This window comes from Flavobacterium haoranii, from assembly GCF_009363055.1.
Taxonomy (GTDB): domain Bacteria; phylum Bacteroidota; class Bacteroidia; order Flavobacteriales; family Flavobacteriaceae; genus Flavobacterium; species Flavobacterium haoranii.
The window spans coordinates 143,772-168,433 of the sequence record NZ_CP045292.1 but is presented as its reverse complement, the minus strand read 5'-3'; the positions used below and the strand labels follow the sequence as shown (position 1 = coordinate 168,433).

Sequence of the window (24,662 nt, the reverse complement as noted above, 5' to 3'; positions counted from 1 at the left end):
AACTGATTTCCAATTCCATGATTTAGCTTTTGTTTTTTCAATAAATTCAGCGTTAAATTCAAGATTAACGTTTCCAGATAAATAATTCCAATCCCAATCTTTGTCTAATAATTGTAAAAGTATATCATTACTGAACTCATTTTTTTTCTTTTGATAGTGCCTGCCAATTCCAATTCTTGTTTTTTAATTCAATAATTAGTTCATTCGAAATTTCTGTTTTTTCGTTTTCCGATAGAACCTGCCAATCCCAATTTTTGTCTCTCAATTCAAGAATTAACTTACTGTCAATTATAATGTCCTTCCGTTTTGAAAGTATTTCAAATTTTATTTTTGAAAATTGTTTTATAACTTCTTCTAAATAGTTTTTGTTGCCCCTATCTCTTTTCTGTTCAATTAGAAATCCACCAAATTCAGTCAAATAATTCCAATCCCAATTTTCAGTTTTGTATTTCTTTAATAAAGACCTATTGTAATTGATATTTCTGTTACGGGATAAATTTTGCCAATCCCAATTGTTTTTAAATTTTTGTAAATAACGGTCAATGTTACTGAACCATTGATTGCCATCATCCCAACTATCTGGATTAAATTTTTGTTGAATGGCTTTACTTTCAGATAAAATAGCCCAATTAATTCTTTCTTTGAACTGATTAAGAGTTCTAATATCTGTTGGAAAAAGTTGATGATTGGAAATAAAATCCCAATCCCATTCAAACTCTTCTAATTGTTTGGTTAATTCAACATAGTTGAAAAGAGTTTCAAATGGATATTTTGCCGTTAAAACTTTCCAAATTTCTTTTCTGTCTTCAGGATTCAAAACTGATATACAAGCAGAAATTCTCGGAAGTTCTTTTTTCAATAATAGTTCTTTTTCAACTTCAAAGACTTCGTTTATTAGGTATTTCCAATCAATATAACGTGTTAAATCTTCTATGTAGTCAAGAATGGTTTCTTTATCAAGTTTCTTGGTCGCTATTTCCCAATTCCATTTTTCGGCTAATTCTTCATTTTCAAAACTGTCAAAAATAGTTTCGGCTGAACTGATTTGGGTGATAAAACTCCAATCCCAAGGGAAATGATAGTTTTCAAAAATAAAATCAATGCTTTCTTTTTGCGTTAGCAAATGCCAAAATGCAAGATGCTTTTCACTTTCTGTTATGTTGAAAAACGCTTCTAAATGTTTATTCCAAAAATCAACACTCAAATTTGATTGTTGCAAGATTTCATTCCATATCAGATTATTTGAAAATGAAAACTTACCCTTAAAAGCATTTTCAACAAATGTTGCGTTGCTAATTAGATTTTTATTTTGTGAAATTCCTTGCCAATTCCATGTAAAACAAGGGAATTCGGTTATTAATTTGTAATCAGAAATTTGTCGGCTTACATTCAAAAAACCACTTTCAGTCATTATGCGATTGTGATACTTTTGAAAAATAGATTTACTCCATACAACATTTTCGTTTGTATCAAATCCTTGAATATAAGATTGAGTTTCCCATTGAATTAAACTTTGCTTTTCAAAAAAGTCTATCAAGTCCAATGTCCAAATATATTTTTGATGAGCAATAATAAAATTTTCTGGCAAATATTGTATTAAAAGCGTTTCAAATGATTCATCTTTTAGACATTTTGCTGTTATTCCTTCATTACTAAAAAAACGATTTAAAACAGTTTCCCAAATTACTTTGCTTGCAAGTCCTGAAATGTTTTTGTGTAGAAAATTAAGATTGATTTCTTCCGAAATGAATTGCCAATTCCAATTTTTAGAAATTAGTGTTTCAAGCTTATCACGGTACTTAATAAAGGTATTTTTGAAAACTTCATTCTTACTTTCAGTAATCACATAAAAATCCCAAGGAAAATCTTCAATTCTATCTTCAATAAATTTGTCAGGTAAATTTTTTGACAAGTAATTCCAATCCCAATCTTTCTCTCTGAGTTTTGAATTTGAAAGTAACGAGGTAACAAGTTTGGATTCTTTGTATGAAAGTTCTTCAAAATCCCAATCAAAGGTTTCAATTTGTTCTTTAATGAAATTGTCGTCAAATCTTTCTGTTAGTATTGTCCAATTCCAATATTCAGCGTATATCTGAATTACAGATTTAATACTTTTAATTGGTGCTTTTTCTGAAAGTATGCTCCAAATACTTCCGTCTCCGTTTTCACGGAACAATTCAAAAACGTTTTTATCGTTCCAATCTACTTTCGGATTTTCTGCCAACTCTTTCCAATTCCACAAATCAAGATACGCTTCAATGTCTTGCTTGGAAATAGAACTTTTCTCTGCAAGAATGTGATGATACATTCCTTTTCTAAGCAACACACTTTTTAATTCAGCGTTTTCAGTTAAGTCTATTAAAAATTGAATGTCGGGTTTGTTTGCTCCCGATTTGAAAATTGAAAGTTGAAACGAATTCTCAATTTTAGTTACTTCGCATTGTAGCGGAACGCTTTTGTAATTTATTCTTGGTTCGCATTCGTAAAGTTCAACTATTTCGCCTTTGTAAATATCGTTTCCGAAAAGCTGAAATTGAAGTTTTTGTTTCTTTTCAAAGTATTCTGATTCTTCAATATCAATTTTATTACAACTTGACAATCTGTTTTCTAAATCAAAAACACTTTTGAAAGAAAAATCAAATTTCTCGCCTGTTGCGGTTTGATTTTCAAATAATTCTGTTGTTGCAAAGTAGTATTTGTATTTTAATTTACTTTGTAACGCTTCTTGTCCAAAGTCAGTTAGTTTAATTTCTTCCTTATCAATTTCAATTAGGTTGTATTCTGTAAGTCCGTTTAAGTAAATGTTCAGAATATCTTTTTCAGCCAAATCCTGTAAATTGAAACCTAACAGAGTTCCCAATTCTGAAAAATTTATTTCATTACCTTTTGCATTGATAATTGAGCAAAACACTTCATCAATTTCATTGATATTAAAAGCCTTTCTATACTGAATTTGGTGAGAAGTGGATTTGACTGTCCATTCAAACGGAAATGTTGCGTATGGTATTTTAATATTATCCATTTTGTTCAACTGCGTTTTGTAATTCTTCTGCACTAATTATTTTTCCGTTTTGTTGAATGGTTTCAAAAACGTTTTTGTAAATATCTTTTCGGCAAAAATGTTCGCTATTACCAACAACAATAAGCAATCGTCTTGCTCTTGACAAAGCAACATTTAAACGGTTTGGCGATTCTGCAAAACCTAAACTTTCTTGCAACGGATAACCTAATTCGCCATAAATTTCATCGGGTTGTTGACCTTGAAAAGATGCCAATTTGTTGCTTCGCACCATTGAAACAATAATGATATTCCGTTCCATTCCTTGAAATCTATCTACCGTACTCAACCGAATTGGCGTTTCACTATGTTTTTCTTTTAGCATTTTGTTGATGTAATGAATTTGCTTTCCGTAAAAACTAATCAATCCGATTTGCTTTTCTTCCAAGCTTTTATTTGAAAGCCATTTGTCAAACTCATTTTTTCCTTCGCTGTTTTTGAGGACAACCAAAATGTTGTCAATCGCTTCAATTTCGCCAAAATTTACTCTTGATGTTCCTTCTTGAATTTCGGGTGTTGTTACATTTACCCAAATTGTATGCGTTTCAGGTGCAATGATGTTCTTGAATTGTAAACCGTGATACCTTGAATCCCATTTGTCAAATGAATTGTGATACGTTTCTTCTAATGGCAAACCGCAATTCAAACCACCGTCATTTTTGTAAAACTGTGAAATTGCTTCATTGATTGCTGGGTGCATTCTGTATTGTGTGTCAAATGTTCCTTTTATGCTTTCATCAATGTTTACAAATAATCGTTCAAACTGCGATGTTTCAAATTCTTTATGCGAAAGTGTTTTAGCTAATTCCTTTTCGCCAATCGAAACCAATAAATCTTTGATTTCCTCTCCGTCAATCATTGGCGGTAATTGTCTGTGGTCGCCTACGATAATGGATTTTTTTCCATACAAAACAGGCAAAGCAAGTTCGGGCGGTGTCGCTTTACTTGCTTCGTCCATAATTACAGTATCAAAATTTATGTTTGTGCGATTTAAAACATCATAGTTTTTGTTTTCAAAATGTTTTTTCTCAAACACATTTAAGTAAGAACGGAAAAACGAAGTCCATTTGTTTTCAGAGTTTAATTTTCCGATTGAACTACCTGTTGCACCAATCAAATTCACATACTCCAAATATTTGTCTGCAAAAAGTTTTTTAGTTTCATTATTTGGCTTTTGTAAATAGTTTTTCCATTTTCCTAATGCCAAATCAATTTGTTCATCGTCATGATTTGAAATTCTGTTAGCAATATTGTTTATCCAATGCGAAACAGTGTTGCTTTGTGTAGAATGGCTTTTTTGCCAATCTTCAATAGCTTCAAGTGAATAAAAATAACCTTCCGACTCTAAGTTTTCAGTATTGCCAAAACGAATAGGCTTTACAACATTGTTTTCTCCATTTTTTAATCTGTCAATAGCATTGTCAACAGCAAGATTTGTTTCAGAAGTTAAAAGAATTTTTTGTCTAGGCTCTTTTCTTATATGTTGCCAAATTATTTCAGCAATTGCCGTTGATTTACCAGTTCCAGGAGGACCTTGAATTAAAGCTAATTCTTCTGCATAAAGCGATTTATAAACCGCTTGTTTTTGCGATTCGTTTAATGTTTTTGAAAAGAGATTACTTTCAAAATCTTGCCATTCTTCACTCTTTTTATTTAACAAATACTCTATATTTTCAATGCTTTTGACTTGTGATGAATCATATAAAAATGCTTTCGCATTGTCGTTTGGCAATTTTTCTGCTGAATCAAGTTTTAAAATAGTATCCTCTAAACGTTTAATTTTATCCTTTTCACCTTTTAAGTCAGGAAAAATGGCTTTTACTTTTTTTCTTCAAGATTTTCTTTTACTTCTTCAATTCGTTCTTCATCAACTACAAAATACAAATCGGGATAATCTACTTTTTGTAATTTTCCTAAATATAATTTTTCTTTTGGATTTCCAAAATAAAATTCTTCTCTTAATAGTTTTGAAAGTTTTTCTTCTTCTTGTTCAACTTTCAAATCAAAATTTTCCTCACAAAGATATTTTTCCTGAAAAGTATCGTTTATTGAATAGTAGAAAGTTTCCGGATCAATAGAATCATCTAATTGATTTTGAAGTCTTGCAAGAATTTCAATTTTATTTCCTGTTTTATAAAATTGTCGGAATATGAGCTTCTCACCGTTGGCAATAAGTTTTGTATTCAGATTAGAAAATTCTTTTTTCAAAAATGTTTGTAATTCGTGTAAGCCTGTTTCAAACTTAATATTGAATTTATATTTGTGGTTTTCTTCTCTGTTGTAAATTTCAAAGAATGAGAATGAGTTTATAAAATTTAGTTTTTCGTTTAATTCTTCTTCTGTTTCAAAGTCAAATGAAATTGTTTTATGCGTTTTGCTTATTTGAAAGTTTTCTCCGTGTATCTCAGCAAACAATCTATTCAAAAATAATTCATCATTTCTTTCTAATTCATCAATTCCTTTTTCAAATTTCCTATTATCAAATTTATATTTTGATTTATAAGAAAAATTAAATAAATTATCTGGGAAATATTTTTTCAAAGTACGTTTTAACCTAGTAGCTTCTAAAACCATACTTGATTCGTGCTGTTCGTAAAAGTTTTTGGTGTAACTAAAATGAAGACAATTTTCCTTTGGTTTAGGAAGTGAAATTCCTTTTTCTCTCAAATATCCAACTCTACTATTCAAAATTTCTGTGTTTTCAAAACTGAAAATCAATTCATTTCCATGTTCAGATAAACCAAAATGTTTTTCGAATAAGTTCAGAATTATTTGATGCAATTCCCCAATAACTGTTATTTTATTACCCTCTTGCGAAATATTAATATTTCTGTAAAAAGTCGAAATTAAAAAAGAAACGGATGGTTTTATTGGAAATACTGCTCCTACTTTTTTATTGAATTTTAACCCTTTGATTTGGTTTGCTTTTTTCCATTCGTCTAAGGTTAAAAATATCAATCCTGAATTTTTGAAATGATAGGTTGTTGGAAGTTGCCCTAGTACATTTTTTAATTCTTCTTTGCTGTAATTTTCTTGTGCTGTTATTGTACCTTCAATTACAGGATTTTCATTAAAGTCAATGTAACAAATTTCAGCAAGTTCTTTTAGTTTACTAAGCTGTTCAGTAGTTATGTTTGTTGTATTTGTAACATCTGTCTGAATATAGCCACTTTCAAAATCAAAGTTTTGAATATTGAAAATTTTTTCAACCTCTTTTTTAAATACTTGTTTAAAAATTTCTTGGTCAATGGTAAGATGCAATTTAAGTCCGTCAAGTTGAACGGATTTTGTTGTGTCAATTCCAAAGGGTTTAGATTTATGTTCTAAGATTTTGGATTGTGCAATGATATATTTTTTCCAAACTTCCTTTTGACTCATTAATTTAAATTAAAGTTAACTTTATTGATAGTATGCAGAATAAAATTATATTTTATAAATTCTAAACTAATTTATTTTATTACCAACTATATAACTATAGTTGTCTTTTGAATTAACTTGTAAATTACTATTTACAAAATCTAGACTATTATTAAAAAATGTAAACTCATTAAAAACGTCTAATACTCCATCAGAGCAGATTAAAAATTTATCAAACCTATTATTTTCTAGTTCATAGATGCCCATTGAAATTAATTCCCTTTTTCCTGATATTGACTTCGTAACGACGTGTTTATACTTTTCAAGTACAGAAGGAGTTAAATCGGCATTTAAGTCTTTCATGTCATTAATTAAAGTATGTGATTTGGATTTAAAAATTATATTATCCTCATTGAATAAAAAAATAGAAACATCACCAATCCAAAATAAAATAAATTTCTCTTTTGTTTTTAAAATTCCTCCTAAAGTTCCTCCTGACTTAGAATTGTACTTATCATTAAATATCTTTACTTCTAAATTTGCCTTCTTAATTGCTTCTTCAATTTTGAGAGAATTATACACAGTAGAATTGCTTAAATAGTCGGAGATAGAATTTGCGATTAGTTCAGCAACATCTTTTCCATTATCATAGCCCCCATACCATCAACAATGAGATACAATGAATTATCATCAACAAAATCATTTATCAAGATTACATCCTGATTTTCTTTGCGTTTTCCTATTCCAGTATGTGAAATAATTTTCATTAACTTCTGTCAGCTTTTAAAGTTGCACCACCGTGTTTTGTAAATCTAGGTCTTGTATTAATTTTTACAGGAACATTAGTAATATTATTATCTGTTGCCTTAGAAGCCCAAATAAAACCTTCACCAGGCTTTAACATACTTAAATCATTAGGAGATAAATTACCCAATTGATTAATTGACTTTTGTATATGCTTTAGCCATTGAGGAGAATTAAATTTATGCACTAAAACAACGGAACTTAACTCAATAATCTCGTTAGGTAAACTTGGGGGATCTTGACTTGCTATCATAATACTAACTCCTTTGTGTCTCATTTCCCTTATAGCCGTCACAATATTGTTTGTTAAATCTTTATTATCCATGTATTTATGAGCTTCATCAAAAACTATGAACTTGTTGAATGGAATCTCATTATAATTTTTAACACTTGAAAAAATATTTAACATAATTACAAATAAACCTAATGCTTCATCTTTTACAATAAATTCATCACGTAAATCAACTATTATTAATCTACCTGGTTTTATAATATCTTTCATAAAGATATCGTCATTAATGTATTCTTGTGCGAAATTTAATTTTTGACGTGCTAATGCTTTTTGTGAAGACGATAACAATTCAGATTCTTCCACACTTTCCCGCAACCCGTTTAAAGAAAGATTATTTCTCTGTGCACGCATGATTGCTTTTAATTGCCTTATATAAGCTGAGTCATTACCTATTGCTCCTAACAAAAACATCCAATCTTGAACATTTAATTCTCTTGAGTTAAATGCTATTGGTTTTACCTCAATTGAAGGGAATTCATTTTTTCTTTCCACCAATTTATCACTAGGAGTTAATAAAACTACATCTTTAATTGATGATGGATTTGCACCGTATTTTTCTTTTAAAACAGCTAATTCCCTTTCCACATCATTTTCATATATCATAGATGTAAATTCAGGTTCATAGTCCATACTTTCACTATAATGAAATATAACACCTGCCAAAGGGTTTTTTAATAGATTTACATTATTAACTTCTTTTAATACCATTTCAGAGACAGTACCTATTGTGTAACTTTTACCACCACCTTGAACACCAAAAAGACTTATGGTATTTGTTTCAGATAAATCAATTGCAATTTTTTTACTATGTATAGAAGTTCCTATAATACCATACTGATTTGAAGGAGATGATTTCCCAATTAAAATATCAAATTCTGGAGGTAAATTATTTTCTTGCATAATAATTTCAGCCTCATCTTTAGAATTTTTTTCAGATTCTGTATCGCAAATATTTATATCTTTTTCAACATCTTCTTTTTCTTCATTTAGTTTAACATGATCTTCTTTTTCAATAATTACTGGTGTGTCGTTTTCAATACTTTTTGGAATATCAATATTATTGTTTTCTAAAATAGCAGTTTTTATTTCATTTTCTTTGTGGGTTACCTCTTCTGTATTCGGTTTTAATTTAGGTTCGTATTTTTTAATAAAAGGCTTTAATTTGTCTTTTGTATTGATACTGCTAGCTAATTCCTTTGATAGTTCTAAATTTTCAAGTCGCTGAGTATTTAAATCAGAATCAATATCTAATATTTCTTTTATTAATGAATATCCAAATGTGAAAATGGTATTATTATCTTCATCAATTTGTTTTAAATGTTTCTTCTCAAAAGAGAAATCGAAAATAAAACCTACTTTGTTAAATTTTAAATTAAACCCATCATTTAATGTTTGTATAAAATTCACATAAGAATGGTATGCATTATCTGATAAGTACTTATATCGATTAGCTCTTTCAATATAAAATTCTAGTAATCGCTTAAATTCTAAATTTTTTATTTCTCTATCTAATCTGTCTTCAGATTTAAAATCATTCGGGTCGAAATGAGTTTTTAAAGCTAAAATTGTATTTTCAATTTGGCTTTTAATTTTATTTTTTAACTCTTCTCTTTCAACTCCATTTAAACGAGTTCTACATTTAATTTCGAGAACTGAGATATTAATTGTTCTACTTTGTGGATCAATATTTACAACTAAATTATCGGCTCTGCTTTTTGAATTTGAACTTAAATTTTCAAATAATTCTTGATGCAAATCTATAGGAACAATAAATGCATTTTCTAGCAATCCTTTTTTCTCTAAAACTCTTTTAGAAAAAGCTGATCCAATTACTTCAAACGCCTTATTTTTTGATGAGTTTAGTTGTAAAACAAGGGAACTACTGATAGCTCGTAAGTCTTCTAATAATGTTTTGATACATAAAATATCTTTTTCATTTGAACTATCTAATTCAAATTCTTCAAAATGCGGACTCAACAAACCGATAATTTCTGAAGATGGTTTTGTTGTTAAATATGATGATATTCCAGAAATATCTTCACTAGGAATATAATCTAATAAAAATGGTATTTCGTTTTCTTCTGAAGGTTGGTCAAAAATTTGAGGACCTAAGTTTTTATCAAATGTTATAACCCAATCTGAATATTCATGCAAATGTGAAATTAATACTTTATCTCTGTCGTTTAATTCTAATTGAATTGCAGGTAATGAATCAGTGTTATGAGATGCTAATGCACAAGCAATATTTTTTTGAAAACTTGTAAATAAACTTGTTGTGATTGAAGATTTCGATTTATTTACATCAATGTAATTAATCCATCTCATCATGTCTTTTTCTTTATCAATATTAACTTCTGTCGAATTTGAAAAGAAAATTCCATTTAAAAAATCTGATTTATAATCATAATTAGGTTTTACTAAAGTAATTTTTGAATTGAATGGATTTACTAGAAAACTTAAATGTGCATTATATTCTTCAGGAGTAATCAAGAAATCTTCAATTTCATTTATTGAAAATCTTAATTTAGGAAATAATCTGTTTTCAGATGCCTGTGAGAATAATTCTGCTTCTTCTGAAATGTTTGTTTCAGGGTTAATTAATTCTTTTAAAGCATTACCTGGTTCTATTAGAGATGTTTTACCAACAAAAATTCGGACTTCAAATTTAATATTTTCATATTCTACAGATTTTCCTAAATCAACAAAAGCCTCCGCAAATTTATCGGCATCACCAACGTTAAACAAATTGATAACTAATTTGTCTGTATATGGATGCTGGATTAAAAAGTTTTTCAAATGTTTTATCAATAGAGATTTGCTCACTTCATTATCTGAAAAATTATCTTTTGTGATGTTTAATAATGATTTGTAGTATTGCTTTAATTGGTGTGTAACAGGTACAAGATTATCATTACCTTTAAGGTTGTCTGCATTAAAATATATTCCCCAACCAAAAGTTAATTCACCAGAATATTCATAATTTTCAAAATTGTAAGGATCAACTATTACAAAAGGGTTATTATTAGGATTAATTTTACCTAGAAAAATATCTTGTAATTTAGACCAATCTTTTACATGGTCTTTGTATCTCATTGACTTCTCTTGCCAAGTTTCAAATACTTCAATAAGACTATAAAACCAAGATAAACGCAGGGGATGTAAAGGCGATAATAGAACAGCTGCAACACTTTCATTGTTAGGTAATTTTGTTTTTACCTTTACTAGGTCTAGAAATTGAATTTCAGCATACACTAATCTTAACTTCTCTAACTCGCTTTCTTCAACTTTAGTGTTACTTATTTTTTTGTTTAAATCTGTAATCCAAGTATTATAGCGGTCTAAGTAATCTTTAATTTCTTCTTTAAATTCTGCAATATTTGTTGTCTCAAAAACACCACTTAGTGATTTATTAGATTGTGAAATTTTCTCAAATACTTTCTCTCGAGCAGAAATTAACTTTTTAGGTACTAATTCGTTTAAACTACTTGAGATAAATTCAATGTTTTCAAAACCTAAAGCTGTATGGTTGTTACTAATTTTAGTACTTAAATATCCTAAATGTTTTGCGTTTTTTAATAATTCATTTTCTATTAATCTTAATTTTGAAGACATAATTATTTGGTAATTATGCTTATTAGTATAATTGATATGAAAGATAGAATTTACTTTAGGTTTGTCATCATTTAACCAAATATTAGACGATTCACTAGGAATAGGACAATCAGCTTCAATACCATTTTTTAATAATTCAATATTGTATTTAAAATGACCTTGAAGTACATTATTTAATTTATCCTTTCTTTGATTTTCTTCTTTATCTGGATTTTCAGTAATTTCATATTCAAAATCTTCAGTATCTGAAGTTAGTTTATAATTAAAATTTTCTTTACTTTCTTTAGTTTTACCTTCTTTTTCCCATGCTTCTTGAACAGAAATACTCTGAAAATCGTCATTATTATTTAAAATATTACCATTTTCATCTTCTGCAATTATTTTAAAGAAATAAGAACCTTCCTCTAGATTATTTGTATTTAGTTCAACTTTAGCTTCACGATATTCTTGTTTAGCAGTAGTGTTACTGAGTTTTCTTAATGTATTCATTTCTACTCCAGAAAATCCATCTACTTCCATTAAAACTACTCTGTAAAACTTCAACTCTTCTACTTGATTTGGCGGTGGTGTAGTTTTAAATCTAATAATAACACTAGAGTTTGAATTTTCTTTAGCTTTTAAAACTTTTCTACCTTCTTCTTCCACAAAATCGGGAGATCTTATTTCTACTATTTCAAGTTTAATTTCTTCAAAATTGAAATTTGGAATTTCCCAATTGTTAAACCATAAATTTTGATAATTGTTTGCTATAGTATTTACCAGCTCAGCATTAGTTTTTATTTCTAACTCCTTTTTGAAAAGTTCTATTAAGTCTTTTTGTATTGTATCTTTTTCGATTTTTAAGCTATCAACTCGTTCATAAAGTGTTTTGTTGAAAGATGATAAAATACTACAGCTTTCAAAATTTAAGGTCAATCGAGATCTAATTTGATTACTTTCTTGCAGTAATTTTGCATCGGGTAAAAGATCCAGAAAATATAAAAGTGTACCAAAAAAATTTTCTTGATAGTTGCTTTCTGATAGACCAATCAAGTATAACATATAATTAAACTTATTATTTTTTGAAGGTTTAACTATATCTTCTAGTGCTCTAATTACATTTTTGAATTCCGAAGGTACTTCATTAAGTAATGCCTTTAATAATTCATTTTCAATATTATCTAATGCTATTTCTTTAAAGGTAGCATTACCATAAGAATCTTCTGCAGCTGTTCGGTTATTTGCAGGAATTAAAATTAACAACGGTTTATCTTGGTTGTTTCTTAATTCTATAAGTTTAGTTGCAGAAATATACGTGTCATTTTCTTCTTTTTCATTGATAATGAATACATCAATATTTGAAAAATTTTCTTTTAATTCTTTCCAAAGGATGAACAATTGTTCTTCACCAAGACCTGTGATTTTCATACAATGGCCTGGTTTTGCATTTTTTAATTCGTCTTGATGAATCTTTGTAATTAATTCAACAATTTTTGAATAATATATTTCTTTGAAGTTATTTTTCATTTTAAATGATTTTAATCCATTTGATATCTTGGTCTTACTTTTTGCAAAATGTATGCATCACTTAGGTCATTATAAAACCCTATTTGCCTTAATTTTAATTTGAAAGCTTCAACATTTTCTTTAAAAGCTAAAATTGTATTTACATCAGCATTACTAAAGCGCTCTTCGCTTAATCCATTAATTATAAGTCCATATCTTTCTCTTAAATTGTTTATTAACTCTTCAATAGACAAACTTTTTGTAATGAATTTATCATTTTCAAGATGTAATACTTGTATTTGAACAAGAGCTTCTAATAATCTTGTGCCTAATACATATCGTCTAGGATGTTTCTTACTTCTTCCTTGCGCTAAATAACCTCTTTCGTTATTCTTTTGAGAAACACTATCCATAAACCTTGGATAAAATTTTAATTGATAATTAGATCTAATTTTCATCAACAATTCTACATATCTATCAAAATAAGTGGTTTCGTATTTAACCATTTCTGAAATTAATTCTTTATCTTCTTTATCATAGTTCCCAAAAATATAATCCCAATGTGTTTCAAATTTTAGTTCAAAAGATTCATCTTTATTGGCTAATATTTTTAAGATCTCTGTTAATGAATCTGAATCTGATTTGTCTAATTTATATCTTGAAGCTACCGCATTTATTTGAAAAGTTGCTTTGATATAATTGTACAATGCGTTGTAATTTTTAGCGGCATCTTCAATTGCAATTGAAGAAATTTTACTTTCAAAATTATCGGTTACATCTAAAACAATATTCCAGTCATCTTGTATATCAATTGTACCCTTACTTATCATTTTAGGTAATAAGTATATTACCTTATTAGCATATAATGATAGATGAAATGAAGTAATTGTTTTAATATAATCGATTAATACATTTCTAGGAATTTCATTTTTATAAACCAAAAGTTTATGTATATCGTCACAATATAATTCAGCCTGTTCTTTTAGTAAAGGTCTAATTTTATTTAATTCTGAATTACTTTCTAAATAACCTGGATTGATATTTTTTATTAAATGTAAGATTCCTAAACTATCTACATCTAGAGTGTTCCCATTTAGAAATTGTCCTTGATTTGAATCCCATCCTTCTTGTAAAAAGTTCTTTAGTTCATTTTTTACAGCTGGCTTTTGACTTAACATTAGGTATACTTGATCGGCACTAAAATAGTCCCTAGTATGTATAGCGTTTCTAACTCGATAGCTTTCTAAATGTATGGGTCTTAATGAGGACATTCTTTCTTTTTGTGAATTTCCTCTATTTACTAAGTTCGTTAAATTTGTTCGTAACCATAATTCAACTGCCTCAGGGTTTTCTGAAAAACCTGATAAACTGCCATCTTCTTCCAGTTTTTGAAAAATTTCTTTGAGTTTTGGTAATTCAATAAATACATTTTCACCTCTTCTTGTTCTTTGTTTTGGTCTTATTCCATTATGCTTTAATAACATAAATAAGTTAACTAATGTACTATCAATATTTATAGTTTTAGCATCCGCAGTAAAAATTAACTCATTACGAAAAACACCTTCTTCTTTATTTAAATTAATAGCCATATTTAAATTTTTACTTTGTTAATATTAATATTGCTAGACCCCGCTTTTTTAATAGAATAAAATTCTCTATTATTAGATGTAATAACTATTTCATCGTATTTTAAATTTTCAAGGAGGTTTTTAAATACAATTAATTCTATGAATTTTCCTTTTAAATCGTTTAATGAAGGACTAAAACCTTTTTGAATAAAATATAACATTTCAAATAAATCGAGAGATATAGTCAAACTAATATGCTTATGTTTTTTATGTCTAAAAATTAAGCTATCAGCTTCGTATTCAATATATTTTGTCAAATGTTCAGCTTTATTTACAAAAAGGTCAAATTCATCTAGTGAGAACAATTTAAATGATTTACCATACGGGTCTTTAATTTCTGTAGAAGCTAAAACTAGATTTTTTTCGTCTAAATCTGGATTGTTACAACCTTCGTTTAATGAAACTGCTCTCGAAATAGTTTTCTTAATGCTTTCATCTAGTTTTTCTTTATTTAAAACATTTACAAAATCGTAAACAGATTTATAAGGTAAGCGTAATAAATAGGCTGGTTTTCCAATTTCTACTGATTTTTCAATCCCGTTTTCTTTATTAAAAATTGTATTTATGTTGGCTAATAATTTACCTTCAAAATATTGGTGGCGAATGAATGTTTTTTGCCTTTCTCTAATGTTATTTATGTATTCAACACTTTGTTCATAAGCAGGTAAATATGCTTTAATTTCATTAAATACATTAATGATATTAAACTCACGATTTTCAAAGAATAAATAATCTTTTTCTCTATGCTTATTAAAAAACAATTCTCTATCCAGTTTCGGAATAGCAACTTCACCAATGTCAGTTTCTCTGATTAATTTTATTAAACGATCTTTATCACCAGAATCTATATTTTTAGGATTTGAAATATTAAAATAGAACAGATTCCAAAATTTTTCTACTTCACCGTTAGCTTCTTGTATTACTTTTGGAATATCTTCACAAGCGTAATCTCTAGTTAATAAGAATGCTATAAAAGACCTAACATCACGCATTGTAATATGTAATTCTCTTTTTAAACTAACTGTGCGAAGTAACCATTCTAATCTTTTTATCACTGCATCGCCCGAAACTTCGTTATTGAATGTTTTTACATTGTAATTGATAAAACAAGAGTTAGCCAAATCGCAACCTTCACAATTTTTCCAAAGTTCCTTTCTGGTTAATTGTTCCATTTGCTTCTTAAACAAACTATCACCTTCTTCATTATTTGCTACAACGGATCTTAGATTTAAATTTATCACTAAAATTCCATCGGGAAGAGTAACATTACCTTCTTCATAAAAGTAATCTTCTATGTTTTTAGCTAATTTTTTATGTTTTGTAGATGTGGTTAAAAATTCTACTAAACGCCCTTCGTTAATGGCAATAATTCTTCCTTCTTCAGCTCTATTGTAATTGGTAAGATTTTCAAATGGTGCGAAAAATTTTTCTAAAACACTAGTATTTTCCGTTTCTTTTTCATCTTGAGAACCATCATAATTGCTTTCATAATACACTCCATTAATTTGGAACCGAGCTCCATTATTGTGTGAAAAATGTTGAATATTTTTAACTGATGGATTGCCTTCAATTTTTTTAACAAATGCTGTTTTACCATCACCAGCATTACCAGTTATGATTATTAATTTATACTTACCATCTATAATTGCTGGTAATAATGTTTTGTCAAGTTTTGTAGGTGTGTAGGTTTCGTTATCTAATTCACTGGTTTTTGTATTAACTCTTGTACCAAAATTACCATGCTTGGATTGGCTGTACAAAGAGTTTACATAATCTACCATGTTAATTCCTTCTACAGAAATTTTATGTGCTTTGATTTTATCTTTGTTTTGCTCAAACAAATCTTTCATTGCACTATAAACACGCTCTATATTGCCAGGATTAAAATTTCTAGCACCACCTTGCCAAAACATATCATTAATGATCATTTCATCATCAACTTTAAGTACTAGTTTTATTTTATCGCCTAAATCTATGGAGGTTTTATATTTTTCAATATTTTCTTTGAACTTATCTAATGCTTTAGCAATGGCCTCGTGTAAATCTACATACGTATTGTTGCTATTAAATAATTTAAGATTAAAAGATGTACCTTGAATAATTGATATTTGTGTATGGTATAATTTGTTTCGTGAACTTGCTTCAGTAGTATTATTTTCAATATTTTCTAAAATGTCTCCTTCAATTTCTTTTAATGCGTTTAGCATTTCTTGCGCCGATTGAAATCTGTCATTTTTATTCGTTTGTATTGCTTTTGCAATAAAATTTGAAAAAGCTAAAGAAATTCTAGGTTCAATTGATTTAGGCTCATTAGCAGCTCTATCTCTCAATGGCATTTTATTAGGATGCCAAGGATATTGTTTGCAAATTAATTCGAACATGGTAACACCAAGTGCAAACAAATCGGCAGTGAAATCCCAATTCACTTTATAATTACTTTCAATTAAATCGGGAGCTAAATATGGATTTGTACCCACAAAGTCTTTGTTTTCATTTATAGTAGATGCCACATTAAAGTCGATTAAAACAAAGCGTTCTCCTTTATCCCAAATAATATTTTGTGGTTTGATATCGCGATGAATAATAGGTCTTTCTTTTTTCTGCATTTCTACTAATGCTGATAAAATGTCGATTCCTACATTATACACTTGATGAATAGGCATACTTACATCGGTAGCAATGTATTGACGAAGGTTTTCTCCTTCTAAATATTCCATTACGGTATAAAACTGTCCGTTAGGTGTTTCACCATTCCAACTGAACTTTACGATGTTGTTGTGATGAAGTTCTATTAAAGCTAAGTATTCGTCTTTAACAGAATTGACAAATACACTTTCATTAAATAATTTAAGGGTATAAAATTTATCCTGTAAACGATGTTTTACTTTGAAAACTTTTGAATAACCACCTTTACCTAATACTTTGTGAATAGCATAATCGCCAATGGTGTCTCCTTCTTTTATCTCCTCAAATGAAACTGCTTTTACAGCAGCAGGAACGTTATTTTCACTTTTTACATTACTTGTATTCTGAGCCAATGCTGAATCGATGATATCTATCAACTTTTCAATGCTTTCTATACGTTGAAATTCATCTGTAATAATTGACTTTTCACAAACCTCATCAATCCATTTTGGGAGATTGGTGTTGATTTTAGATGGTAATAAATTTTCTGGAAGTTTTCCTCCTAAATTATTTAATTCAAACGGTGTTGCAAATGGTTCTTTTTCTGTAAATAACCAATAGATTAAAACCCCTAAAGAATAAATATCAGAAGCAATAGAAGCATCACCAACGGTTAACTCTAACGGATGATAAGCGGTTGCATTACTTTGGTTAATAGTAGGCATTACCGTATAGCCTTCTTCGGAATGGTCAACAAAATACGATTTACCAAAATTGCCTAAATAGGCATAACCACTATTTAGAAAAATATTATCGGGATTGATGTCGCGATGGAAAATATTTTTATTGTGAGCTTCTTTAAGCGCTACCATTATGTTTTTTATAATCTCTACTTTTTCTTTAAAGGTAAAAGTTTTGATTCTTGCTTCTGAACGTAATGAATTTTCTTCAAAGTATTCTGATATTTCATAAAACAAATGGTTTTCTTCATCTATTCTAAATTCAACATTTAAAATAAAAGGTTTTCCTTTAATGTCTTTTAGTGCGTTATATTGGTTTTTGATTTTATCTTCTCTGTTTTTTAATTCAAGAGGAGATAAGCCTACTACTTGCAACGCATATTCTTTTATTCTTCTTTGTGAAGATGTAGAACCAACATACTTACCTAAATATTCAACAAAGTTGTTTTCTTGATGTAAAACTTTTACAATTTCAAACTCATAGATTTGCTTTTTTTCAACTGCTCTTTTTTGTGCTTGTTGCCCGGTAAGATAGTTTACAATGTCTTTTTGAATATCGGCAATGGCATCTTCCGATTTATTGAGTTCTGAAGCATCGGTTAAAAAGTTGATGAGCCTTTTGTTTAATTGAAAGGTTAATTTATCATCTTCGGGAGTGATAATTGGCGGACTATAATTGTCGTAAGACAAGGTTAATGTATTTTGTACCCAAGCTTTACCCCAATAACTATTTTGTTCTTTTAGCTTTGATGCTAAAATGGCGGTTTTTTGACGATTGGTACGCAAGGGATTACGACGTGGTTGATCGTTGAGGTACCAGTTGGTATCATCGCCTTCGATACGACCACGCCAATCTTTGTTTTCGATATTGAAAATAGCATGTGGTGCTACTACAATAAGGTCGTATTCCCAATATTGCGTTTGGTTGTTATAAGAATTAGTAGAGACCAATTCTATATTAGGGATTAAGAAAAAATCATCTGGAAGGTTGACTTCTAAAAAATCCATTAATTTTTGTTCGCCTGCGTTTACTACCGCATCAAAATAGGTGGGTTTTACAATTACTGCCATGCGTCTATTTCTTTTTCGATTAGGTCTATAGCTTGGTTTTCCTTAATATTAGCTTCATTTATTTTTTCAAGGTACTGTTTAATTAATTTATAGTTTAAATCAATATCATTTTCTCCATTGTATGGGACTTTAATTGAATTAAGTCTATTTGGGGATAAAAATAAAATTGCAGAACCAGAAGCAATGTTGTGTAATATTTCTCTTCCTATTTTTGTGCTGAAAAACGTAAATAACCAATAAGAATATTTATTAAGTTTTGTTTTAACACGTATAACAAGATCGGACAAACATGCATTGTTTAGAAAGTCATCTACTATAAAAACATCACCTAACATTCCATTTCTAGGCCCATGTCTATATATCAATAAAGTACCTTTTTTAACAACATAATCATTAATGTCTTTTACTCCACGTTCAGATAAAAATCTATTAACTACTCTTCTAGAACGCGAGATTTCAGCACCATTGTAGAAAGGATATCCATTATCTCTCTCTATATAGATATGTTTAAACATTGGTGGTGCATACACATTTTGTGCAAACCATGAAAGTTCTTTATAACCATCATTTTTAACTTTCTTATCATATTCCGAAATTTCAGGTCTATTATTTCTACCAAGCCAACTATCATTTAATGTGTTTTTTTTGACTGTAAAAATTTCTTTAGAGGAAAGATTTTTATAATCATTGAATAATTCCTTAGCTTCATTCAAAGCTTTATTAGCTTCAACTCTAAGTTTATTAGCTTCAATAATTAAATTATTTATTACTTTTTGTTTCTCTTCAGGAAAAATGGGTATTGGCAAATCTTCTATATGATGTGGCTCTATATGTTGTATCACCCCACCGTATCCTGACTGAGTTAATAATCCATATCCATATTTAGAAGCAAGAAATGCATACATAAAGCCACTTAAAATATTTTTCTCTAAAGGCACAATTCTTATTAAATCATCAGTTCCTAAAACTCCTTCAAAGTCATCATTGGTAAAGACGGTATTTCCCAAAGTCCCGGATCTAGATACTAAAATCCAGTTTTTTTCTAGCATTAAGTTTGCTACTTTGGTGTATTTTTTTGAGACATAAGTTCCACTATCAATATTAGTCTTCATCATATCAGATGCCGTCATAAATTTATAACCAACATCTGAATTTTTTACATATGTGCGTTTAAAAATATTTCCCTTGAAAATCTTTTTTGTTTCATTTAATAGACTTGAAACTTCATATGGCAAGTTTTTTAATTTTAATTTAGTTAAAGGACCGTCATTTAAATGATAAGAAGCATCTAAACGCAGATCTGATTCACTAAACCATTTTTGTTTAACGTGTAGCACTTTCATATTTTTTCTCCTTTTAGAAATTTGAAATAAGCATTTACGATCTTAGGCAAATCATCATCCAACATTTTTTGTTTTTCCCTGCGTATTTTTACTTCTTTATCGTTGTTTTTATTGGTTGTTACATACTTGGTATCTACCGTAAAAAGGATTTCGGCACCGTCTTCATCGCGGAGGTAAATAGGATTGCCTCTGCGGTCTTTACCCAGTTTTTCGGCAATGGCCATGAACACGTCATAGTCTTCATCGGTTTCGCGCGCAATGTTTTTATCGTTATCGGTTTTCTTTTGTAAGAATAACAATGAAGCTTGAACCCCTACTTGTGGTAAAAAGGCTTCTACCGCTAAATCCACCGAAGCTAGAATTTTAAAGTTTTCTAAAACCCATTCTCTTACCGGTAAAGTATTAGGGTTTCCTAAAATACCATCGGGCAATACAATTGCCATTTTACCACCCGGTTTTAATAAATTGTAACAGGCTTCTATGAATAATACCTCAGGGGCATCAGAATGTTTCGATAAGTAATACTTATCGGCAATTTCTTTTTCTACTTTTACTTTTGCACCAAATGGGGGATTGGTAAAAATCATGTCGAACTTGCCACGAGCATCATCGGTATAGTTGTTATCGATGTCTGCCATGCGTTCTAAACTCTGCTTAATAGAAGCTTTGATTTTGTTTAATTCGTTAGGATCTTCCCAATCAGGATAATCTAATGAGTTTATGTGAAAAATATTAGCATGACCATCACCTGCCATTACCATGTTCATACGTGCTGCCTTTTTTAAATCGGGATCAAAATCGAAACCGTAAATATTAGTTTCTGCATACTGACGAACTCTTTCATTTACTTCATAAGTATTGAATTTTTCAGCTAATAAAACATCTTCTAAATCAGGATATAATTCTTTTGCAATTTGTTTGCGTACGTGTTCTAATACCATTACTAAAAATCCTCCGGAACCACAGGCTGGGTCCAAAACTCTTGTTTTTTCATTAGGATTAAGCATTTCTACCATAGCACGAACAATATTACGAGGTGTAAAGAATTGTCCGGCTTCCTGCTTTAACGTGTTGCTTACAATGGTTTCATAAGCTAAACCTTTTACATCGACAGTTGCATCTAAGAAGGAATATTTTGCTAATTCAGAAGCAATAAATGCAATACCTTTATCGGTTAGTGCAATAGCTTCATTACCATCAAAAACATCTGAGAAAGTTCCTTCTTTTTTTAAATCTTCAAATATATCTTTGATACGTTTTGCAACTGCTCTTCGGCCTTCTTCTGTATTTTTTTCTTTGATTCCCACCCAGAATTTTTTTCGATAAGATTCCCCTGTTTCTATGCATTTGAATCTTCGTTTTTCATCGTATAGTTTACAGAAGATGAGGTATAATAATTGCCAAAAAGCGTCTTTTTTTCTTCCTTCATTACCGTAAATGTAATCGTGTGAACGTTTGAAGACTTTAATTAAAGAGTCGTTTGCTGGTTTTCTACTGTGCGATCGGTCGGCACGGTCAATGTCTTCGATAGTTTCTCCATTTCCAGGAAAATCAGAAATATCGGTAAAGTTGAAATCGAAGCCAAAATCATCGTCTTCTTTTTGCAGGTATTTTAAATCGTTACCATTTGTCCAAAGACCGAAGTCGCAATTATCCAAAGCTGCTAAAGCATTTTCTAAAGCAATAGTAACGCCTTTCTTTTTATCGTTTTCTTTTATTTTTTCGTCTTGAACCGCTGCAATTCTGATGATGTCTTCTTGGTTTTGTTCAGAGTCCTCTTTGTAAACAACTACTTCAATTTTTTGTTTTTTGTTTTTTCCTGTATCTGGATCAACAAACACAATGTTTACATCGCGAGCAATATTTTTCATTTCAAAACCATATTCCTCATTTAACATTAAAATAATGGATTGAATATTCTTTTCTTGTGAAGTAGCTTTCTTAGGCTTATCGGTTAAAACACAAACTAATTGATTGTCTTCGATAATAATTTCTTCTGCTGCCATTTAATAATTGGTTATTTGCTTAGTTGTTGTTTAATAATTTTTATACTTTCCAAAACATCTTCATATTGTAATGTTTTGTGTGTTTCTAAAATTTGATTGATTAGTATGCTAGCTTCTTGCTTTTCAATATCTTTATTTAATTCGTTTATTAAAAATTCTTTAAGTTTTGGATTTTCATTTACTAATTCTCGTAAATCTATACCAATCAAAGAAGCAGATGCTTTTAGTTCTGTATAATTGTCTATACCATACACATCGTCATAATGTTCCGTTGCCGCTCTTTCATCATTAATATTGAGATAATTTTGCATGATGAACGCAATATCGTCTGCGTCTTTATTTCCTCTATGATGACGATCTTTCCATGCTACAATTTTTAAAAGGAAGATGCTGATTAAGTTTACAATTTCAAATTGAATTTCTTCATCTAAAGTAATTGTAACAGTTTCATTTTTAGCTTCCTCAAAGCCTAATACGTTCATGGCAAAAGTTTGGTCTGGTGGCCAATAAATTTTGTCATGTTCATCCATTATATTTCCAAAAGGAACGATATCTATTTGAAATTTATTTAAATATAAAAAGCGTTGTTGTTGTTGAGGATCTTTAGAGAAGTTTTCTAAGTTAATTAGTTCATTGGCTATTTCTTCAAATTGCTCCCATTTATCAATAGAAATTGCTATATCAATATCTTGTGTTCTTCTGCCTGATTGTTGACCACTTATTTCTAGAATTATATCTCTAGCTGTAGCACCAATTACAAAAAAGCTAATTCCTCTTTCTTCAAAAAAAGGAATTAACTCCGCCAATAATGGTTTTAGTAGTGGATGTTCTATTTTTTGACTTTCGATTTTATAATTCATTTTCTAAAATCATTTTAGCAGTTTCAATATTTCTGTTGTTTCCGCTTCCTATTAAATCTGCATAAACTACCAGCGATGGGGCAACATGACTGTATTTATTGAATAGGTTTTCTGTCCAACAGGTATTATAAACCTTTACATTTCCTTCTTGGTCTGGAATTAATTTTAATTGTTTTCCAAGTTGATTTAACTCCTCATTTGTATAGATAATGTATTCTAATGGTTTTAAATAATTAGTTATTTTTTCAGCTGCAGGTTCGCCACCGAAAAATATTAAATTATCATCACTATTATTTACGGTTTTCCTTAATTCTTCTAGGTTAATTGCTTTATATGATTTTCTAAATAATCTAGGTTTTAGTGTTTCATTATAAGCAACTACCCATCTTTCAATTAATTCTTCACGGTTTTTAATTATTCTTTTGTCGTTAGTTTTTAGAATAAAATTATTTTCTTCTAACTCTTTCATTATTTGACTTACAGAACCTAGTGCAATATTTGACTTATCTGCAAGAACTCTATATGAGTATTCAGAAGATTCTTCTAACGATAATAATAAGAGTAGTAGTTTTAAACCTGCTTCTTGGAATGCTCTAGCTTGGTTTACGTTTTTTGGTTTAATTTGTTTTCTACCTTCAATAATAATTTTAATTGTATCCGTATTTATATAACAATTACCTGCTACATCTAGATAGTTTATATTATTTTCCATTAACGTTTCGGCAACATCTTTAGCTATATATTCACCAACAAACAATATTTTTTTATTACTATTAATTGATTTTTGAAAAACATTAATACTGTTTATAATAATTCCTAGATTTGAATTTCTTGCATTTTTTTTAGCTAAGCAATAGAATGATTGACCTTTAATCTGTATAACAGCATCATAAGGTTCTCTATTACTATCTACAGTAATTTCAGTCTTTACTAGCTCTTGTAGGTTTGAAAAAGCTTCATATATAAAATCATTATCCTTATACATACTGTTCATTATTTTTAAGCGTTCATTGACAATGAACATTCAAATATAGTGAACATTTTTAAAAATAAAAATATTTTAATACTATTTTTATTAAGTATTTGATAGAATTGTCATGGCTTTTTTTAATCTAAATGGACTATCTAACAATTATCTTTTGTCTTTAGATTGATTATTGAAAGTAATCAGATTAAACATTGATCTCATTCTAGACCGTAAACGATTGCCGTAAAGATTTTCAATTTCACTTGCTGATAAGTTAGTGGTAATGTGAGTAATAGATTTATTTTGAACAAAATCTTCGTAACGAGAAATGATAATTTCTGCCATTACGTTGAGGTCGTTACCATAGTGCTTGATATTTTGTTCTGCACCTAAATCGTCAAAACAATAGCCGGATAATCTAATTTGTGTGTGTTGTTTTTGTGTGTAATGTTGGATGGTATCGAATCCGTTTTTTGCGAATTCGAATGAGATTTCACGGCATGTTTTTATTTTATAATCGTTCCTTTGGTAGAAAAATGGTTTTATTAATGACATGATTGATGTTTTACCACAGCCAATTGGTCCTGATAAAAGGATTCCTTTGTTGATATCAAGATTTAGTTGATTTGCTTTTTCCTGGTCTTGAATGGCATAGGTTATTAGTTTGTATATGGTTGGGTAATCTACAGGGTCTAACTGGAAATATCTTCCATAGATTATTTTGCCTTGTTGTTCGATGTAGTTCAAACATTTTTGGAAATCATAATGTTTAGTATTGTTGCGGATTGTGTATGTATCTTTGATGTGTGGCATA

13 protein-coding genes are annotated in these 24,662 nt (G+C 29.2%); all 13 read right to left on the bottom strand.

Features of this window, described 5'->3' with window-relative positions; all coding sequences use genetic code 11:
- Positions 1-136: 136 nt before the first annotated feature.
- Positions 137-3,022: a hypothetical protein gene (locus GCU34_RS00765; RefSeq protein ID WP_152378326.1), complete on the bottom strand. Its 2,886-nt coding sequence runs from the start codon at positions 3,020-3,022 to the stop codon at positions 137-139.
- Positions 3,015-4,790, bottom strand: coding sequence for a DEAD/DEAH box helicase (locus tag GCU34_RS00760; protein WP_152378325.1), 1,776 nt, complete (start codon positions 4,788-4,790; stop codon positions 3,015-3,017). The genes GCU34_RS00765 and GCU34_RS00760 overlap by 8 nt, the downstream gene beginning before the upstream one ends.
- An 86-nt stretch (positions 4,791-4,876) precedes the next feature.
- Positions 4,877-6,436: a hypothetical protein gene (locus GCU34_RS00755; protein WP_152378324.1), complete on the bottom strand. Its 1,560-nt coding sequence runs from the start codon at positions 6,434-6,436 to the stop codon at positions 4,877-4,879.
- A gap of 66 nt (positions 6,437-6,502) precedes the next feature.
- Positions 6,503-6,997: a protein phosphatase 2C domain-containing protein gene (locus GCU34_RS00750; protein ID WP_193702254.1), complete on the bottom strand. Its 495-nt coding sequence runs from the start codon at positions 6,995-6,997 to the stop codon at positions 6,503-6,505.
- 38 nt (positions 6,998-7,035) lie between these two features.
- A complete protein-coding gene (locus GCU34_RS13550; protein WP_193702253.1) occupies positions 7,036-7,182 on the bottom strand; it encodes a hypothetical protein in 147 nt (48 codons plus the stop codon).
- Positions 7,182-12,629 carry a methylation-associated defense system ATP-binding protein MAD8 gene (gene mads8, locus GCU34_RS00745; protein WP_072780687.1) on the bottom strand — a complete coding sequence of 1,816 codons (5,448 nt, stop codon included), beginning with the start codon at positions 12,627-12,629 and terminating at the stop codon, positions 7,182-7,184. Before mads8 ends, GCU34_RS13550 begins: the two co-directional genes overlap by 1 nt.
- 11 nt (positions 12,630-12,640) lie before the next feature.
- Entirely contained in the window at positions 12,641-14,197 is a 1,557-nt protein-coding gene (gene mads7 / locus GCU34_RS00740) for a methylation-associated defense system protein MAD7 (RefSeq protein ID WP_072780690.1), read from the bottom strand.
- A 2-nt stretch (positions 14,198-14,199) separates the two neighbouring features.
- Positions 14,200-18,672: a methylation-associated defense system protein kinase MAD6 gene (gene mads6 / locus GCU34_RS00735; protein WP_072780693.1), complete on the bottom strand. Its 4,473-nt coding sequence runs from the start codon at positions 18,670-18,672 to the stop codon at positions 14,200-14,202.
- Entirely contained in the window at positions 18,663-20,015 is a 1,353-nt protein-coding gene (gene mads5, locus GCU34_RS00730; protein WP_072780696.1) for a methylation-associated defense system restriction endonuclease subunit S MAD5, read from the bottom strand. The genes mads6 and mads5 overlap by 10 nt, the downstream gene beginning before the upstream one ends.
- The gene (gene mads2 / locus GCU34_RS00725; RefSeq protein ID WP_072780699.1) at positions 20,012-22,021 is read right to left on the bottom strand and encodes a methylation-associated defense system DNA methyltransferase MAD2; all 2,010 of its coding nucleotides are present in this window, start codon (positions 22,019-22,021) and stop codon (positions 20,012-20,014) included. Before mads2 ends, mads5 begins: the two co-directional genes overlap by 4 nt.
- Before the next feature lie 11 nt (positions 22,022-22,032).
- Positions 22,033-22,881, bottom strand: coding sequence for a nucleotidyl transferase AbiEii/AbiGii toxin family protein (locus GCU34_RS00720; RefSeq protein ID WP_072780702.1), 849 nt, complete (start codon positions 22,879-22,881; stop codon positions 22,033-22,035).
- Positions 22,871-23,866, bottom strand: a complete 996-nt coding sequence (locus GCU34_RS00715; RefSeq protein WP_072783349.1) for a type IV toxin-antitoxin system AbiEi family antitoxin — start codon at positions 23,864-23,866, stop codon at positions 22,871-22,873. The genes GCU34_RS00720 and GCU34_RS00715 overlap by 11 nt, the downstream gene beginning before the upstream one ends.
- 147 nt (positions 23,867-24,013) lie before the next feature.
- Positions 24,014-24,661: a P-loop NTPase family protein gene (locus GCU34_RS00710; protein ID WP_072780705.1), complete on the bottom strand. Its 648-nt coding sequence runs from the start codon at positions 24,659-24,661 to the stop codon at positions 24,014-24,016.
- Position 24,662: the final 1 nt, after the last annotated feature.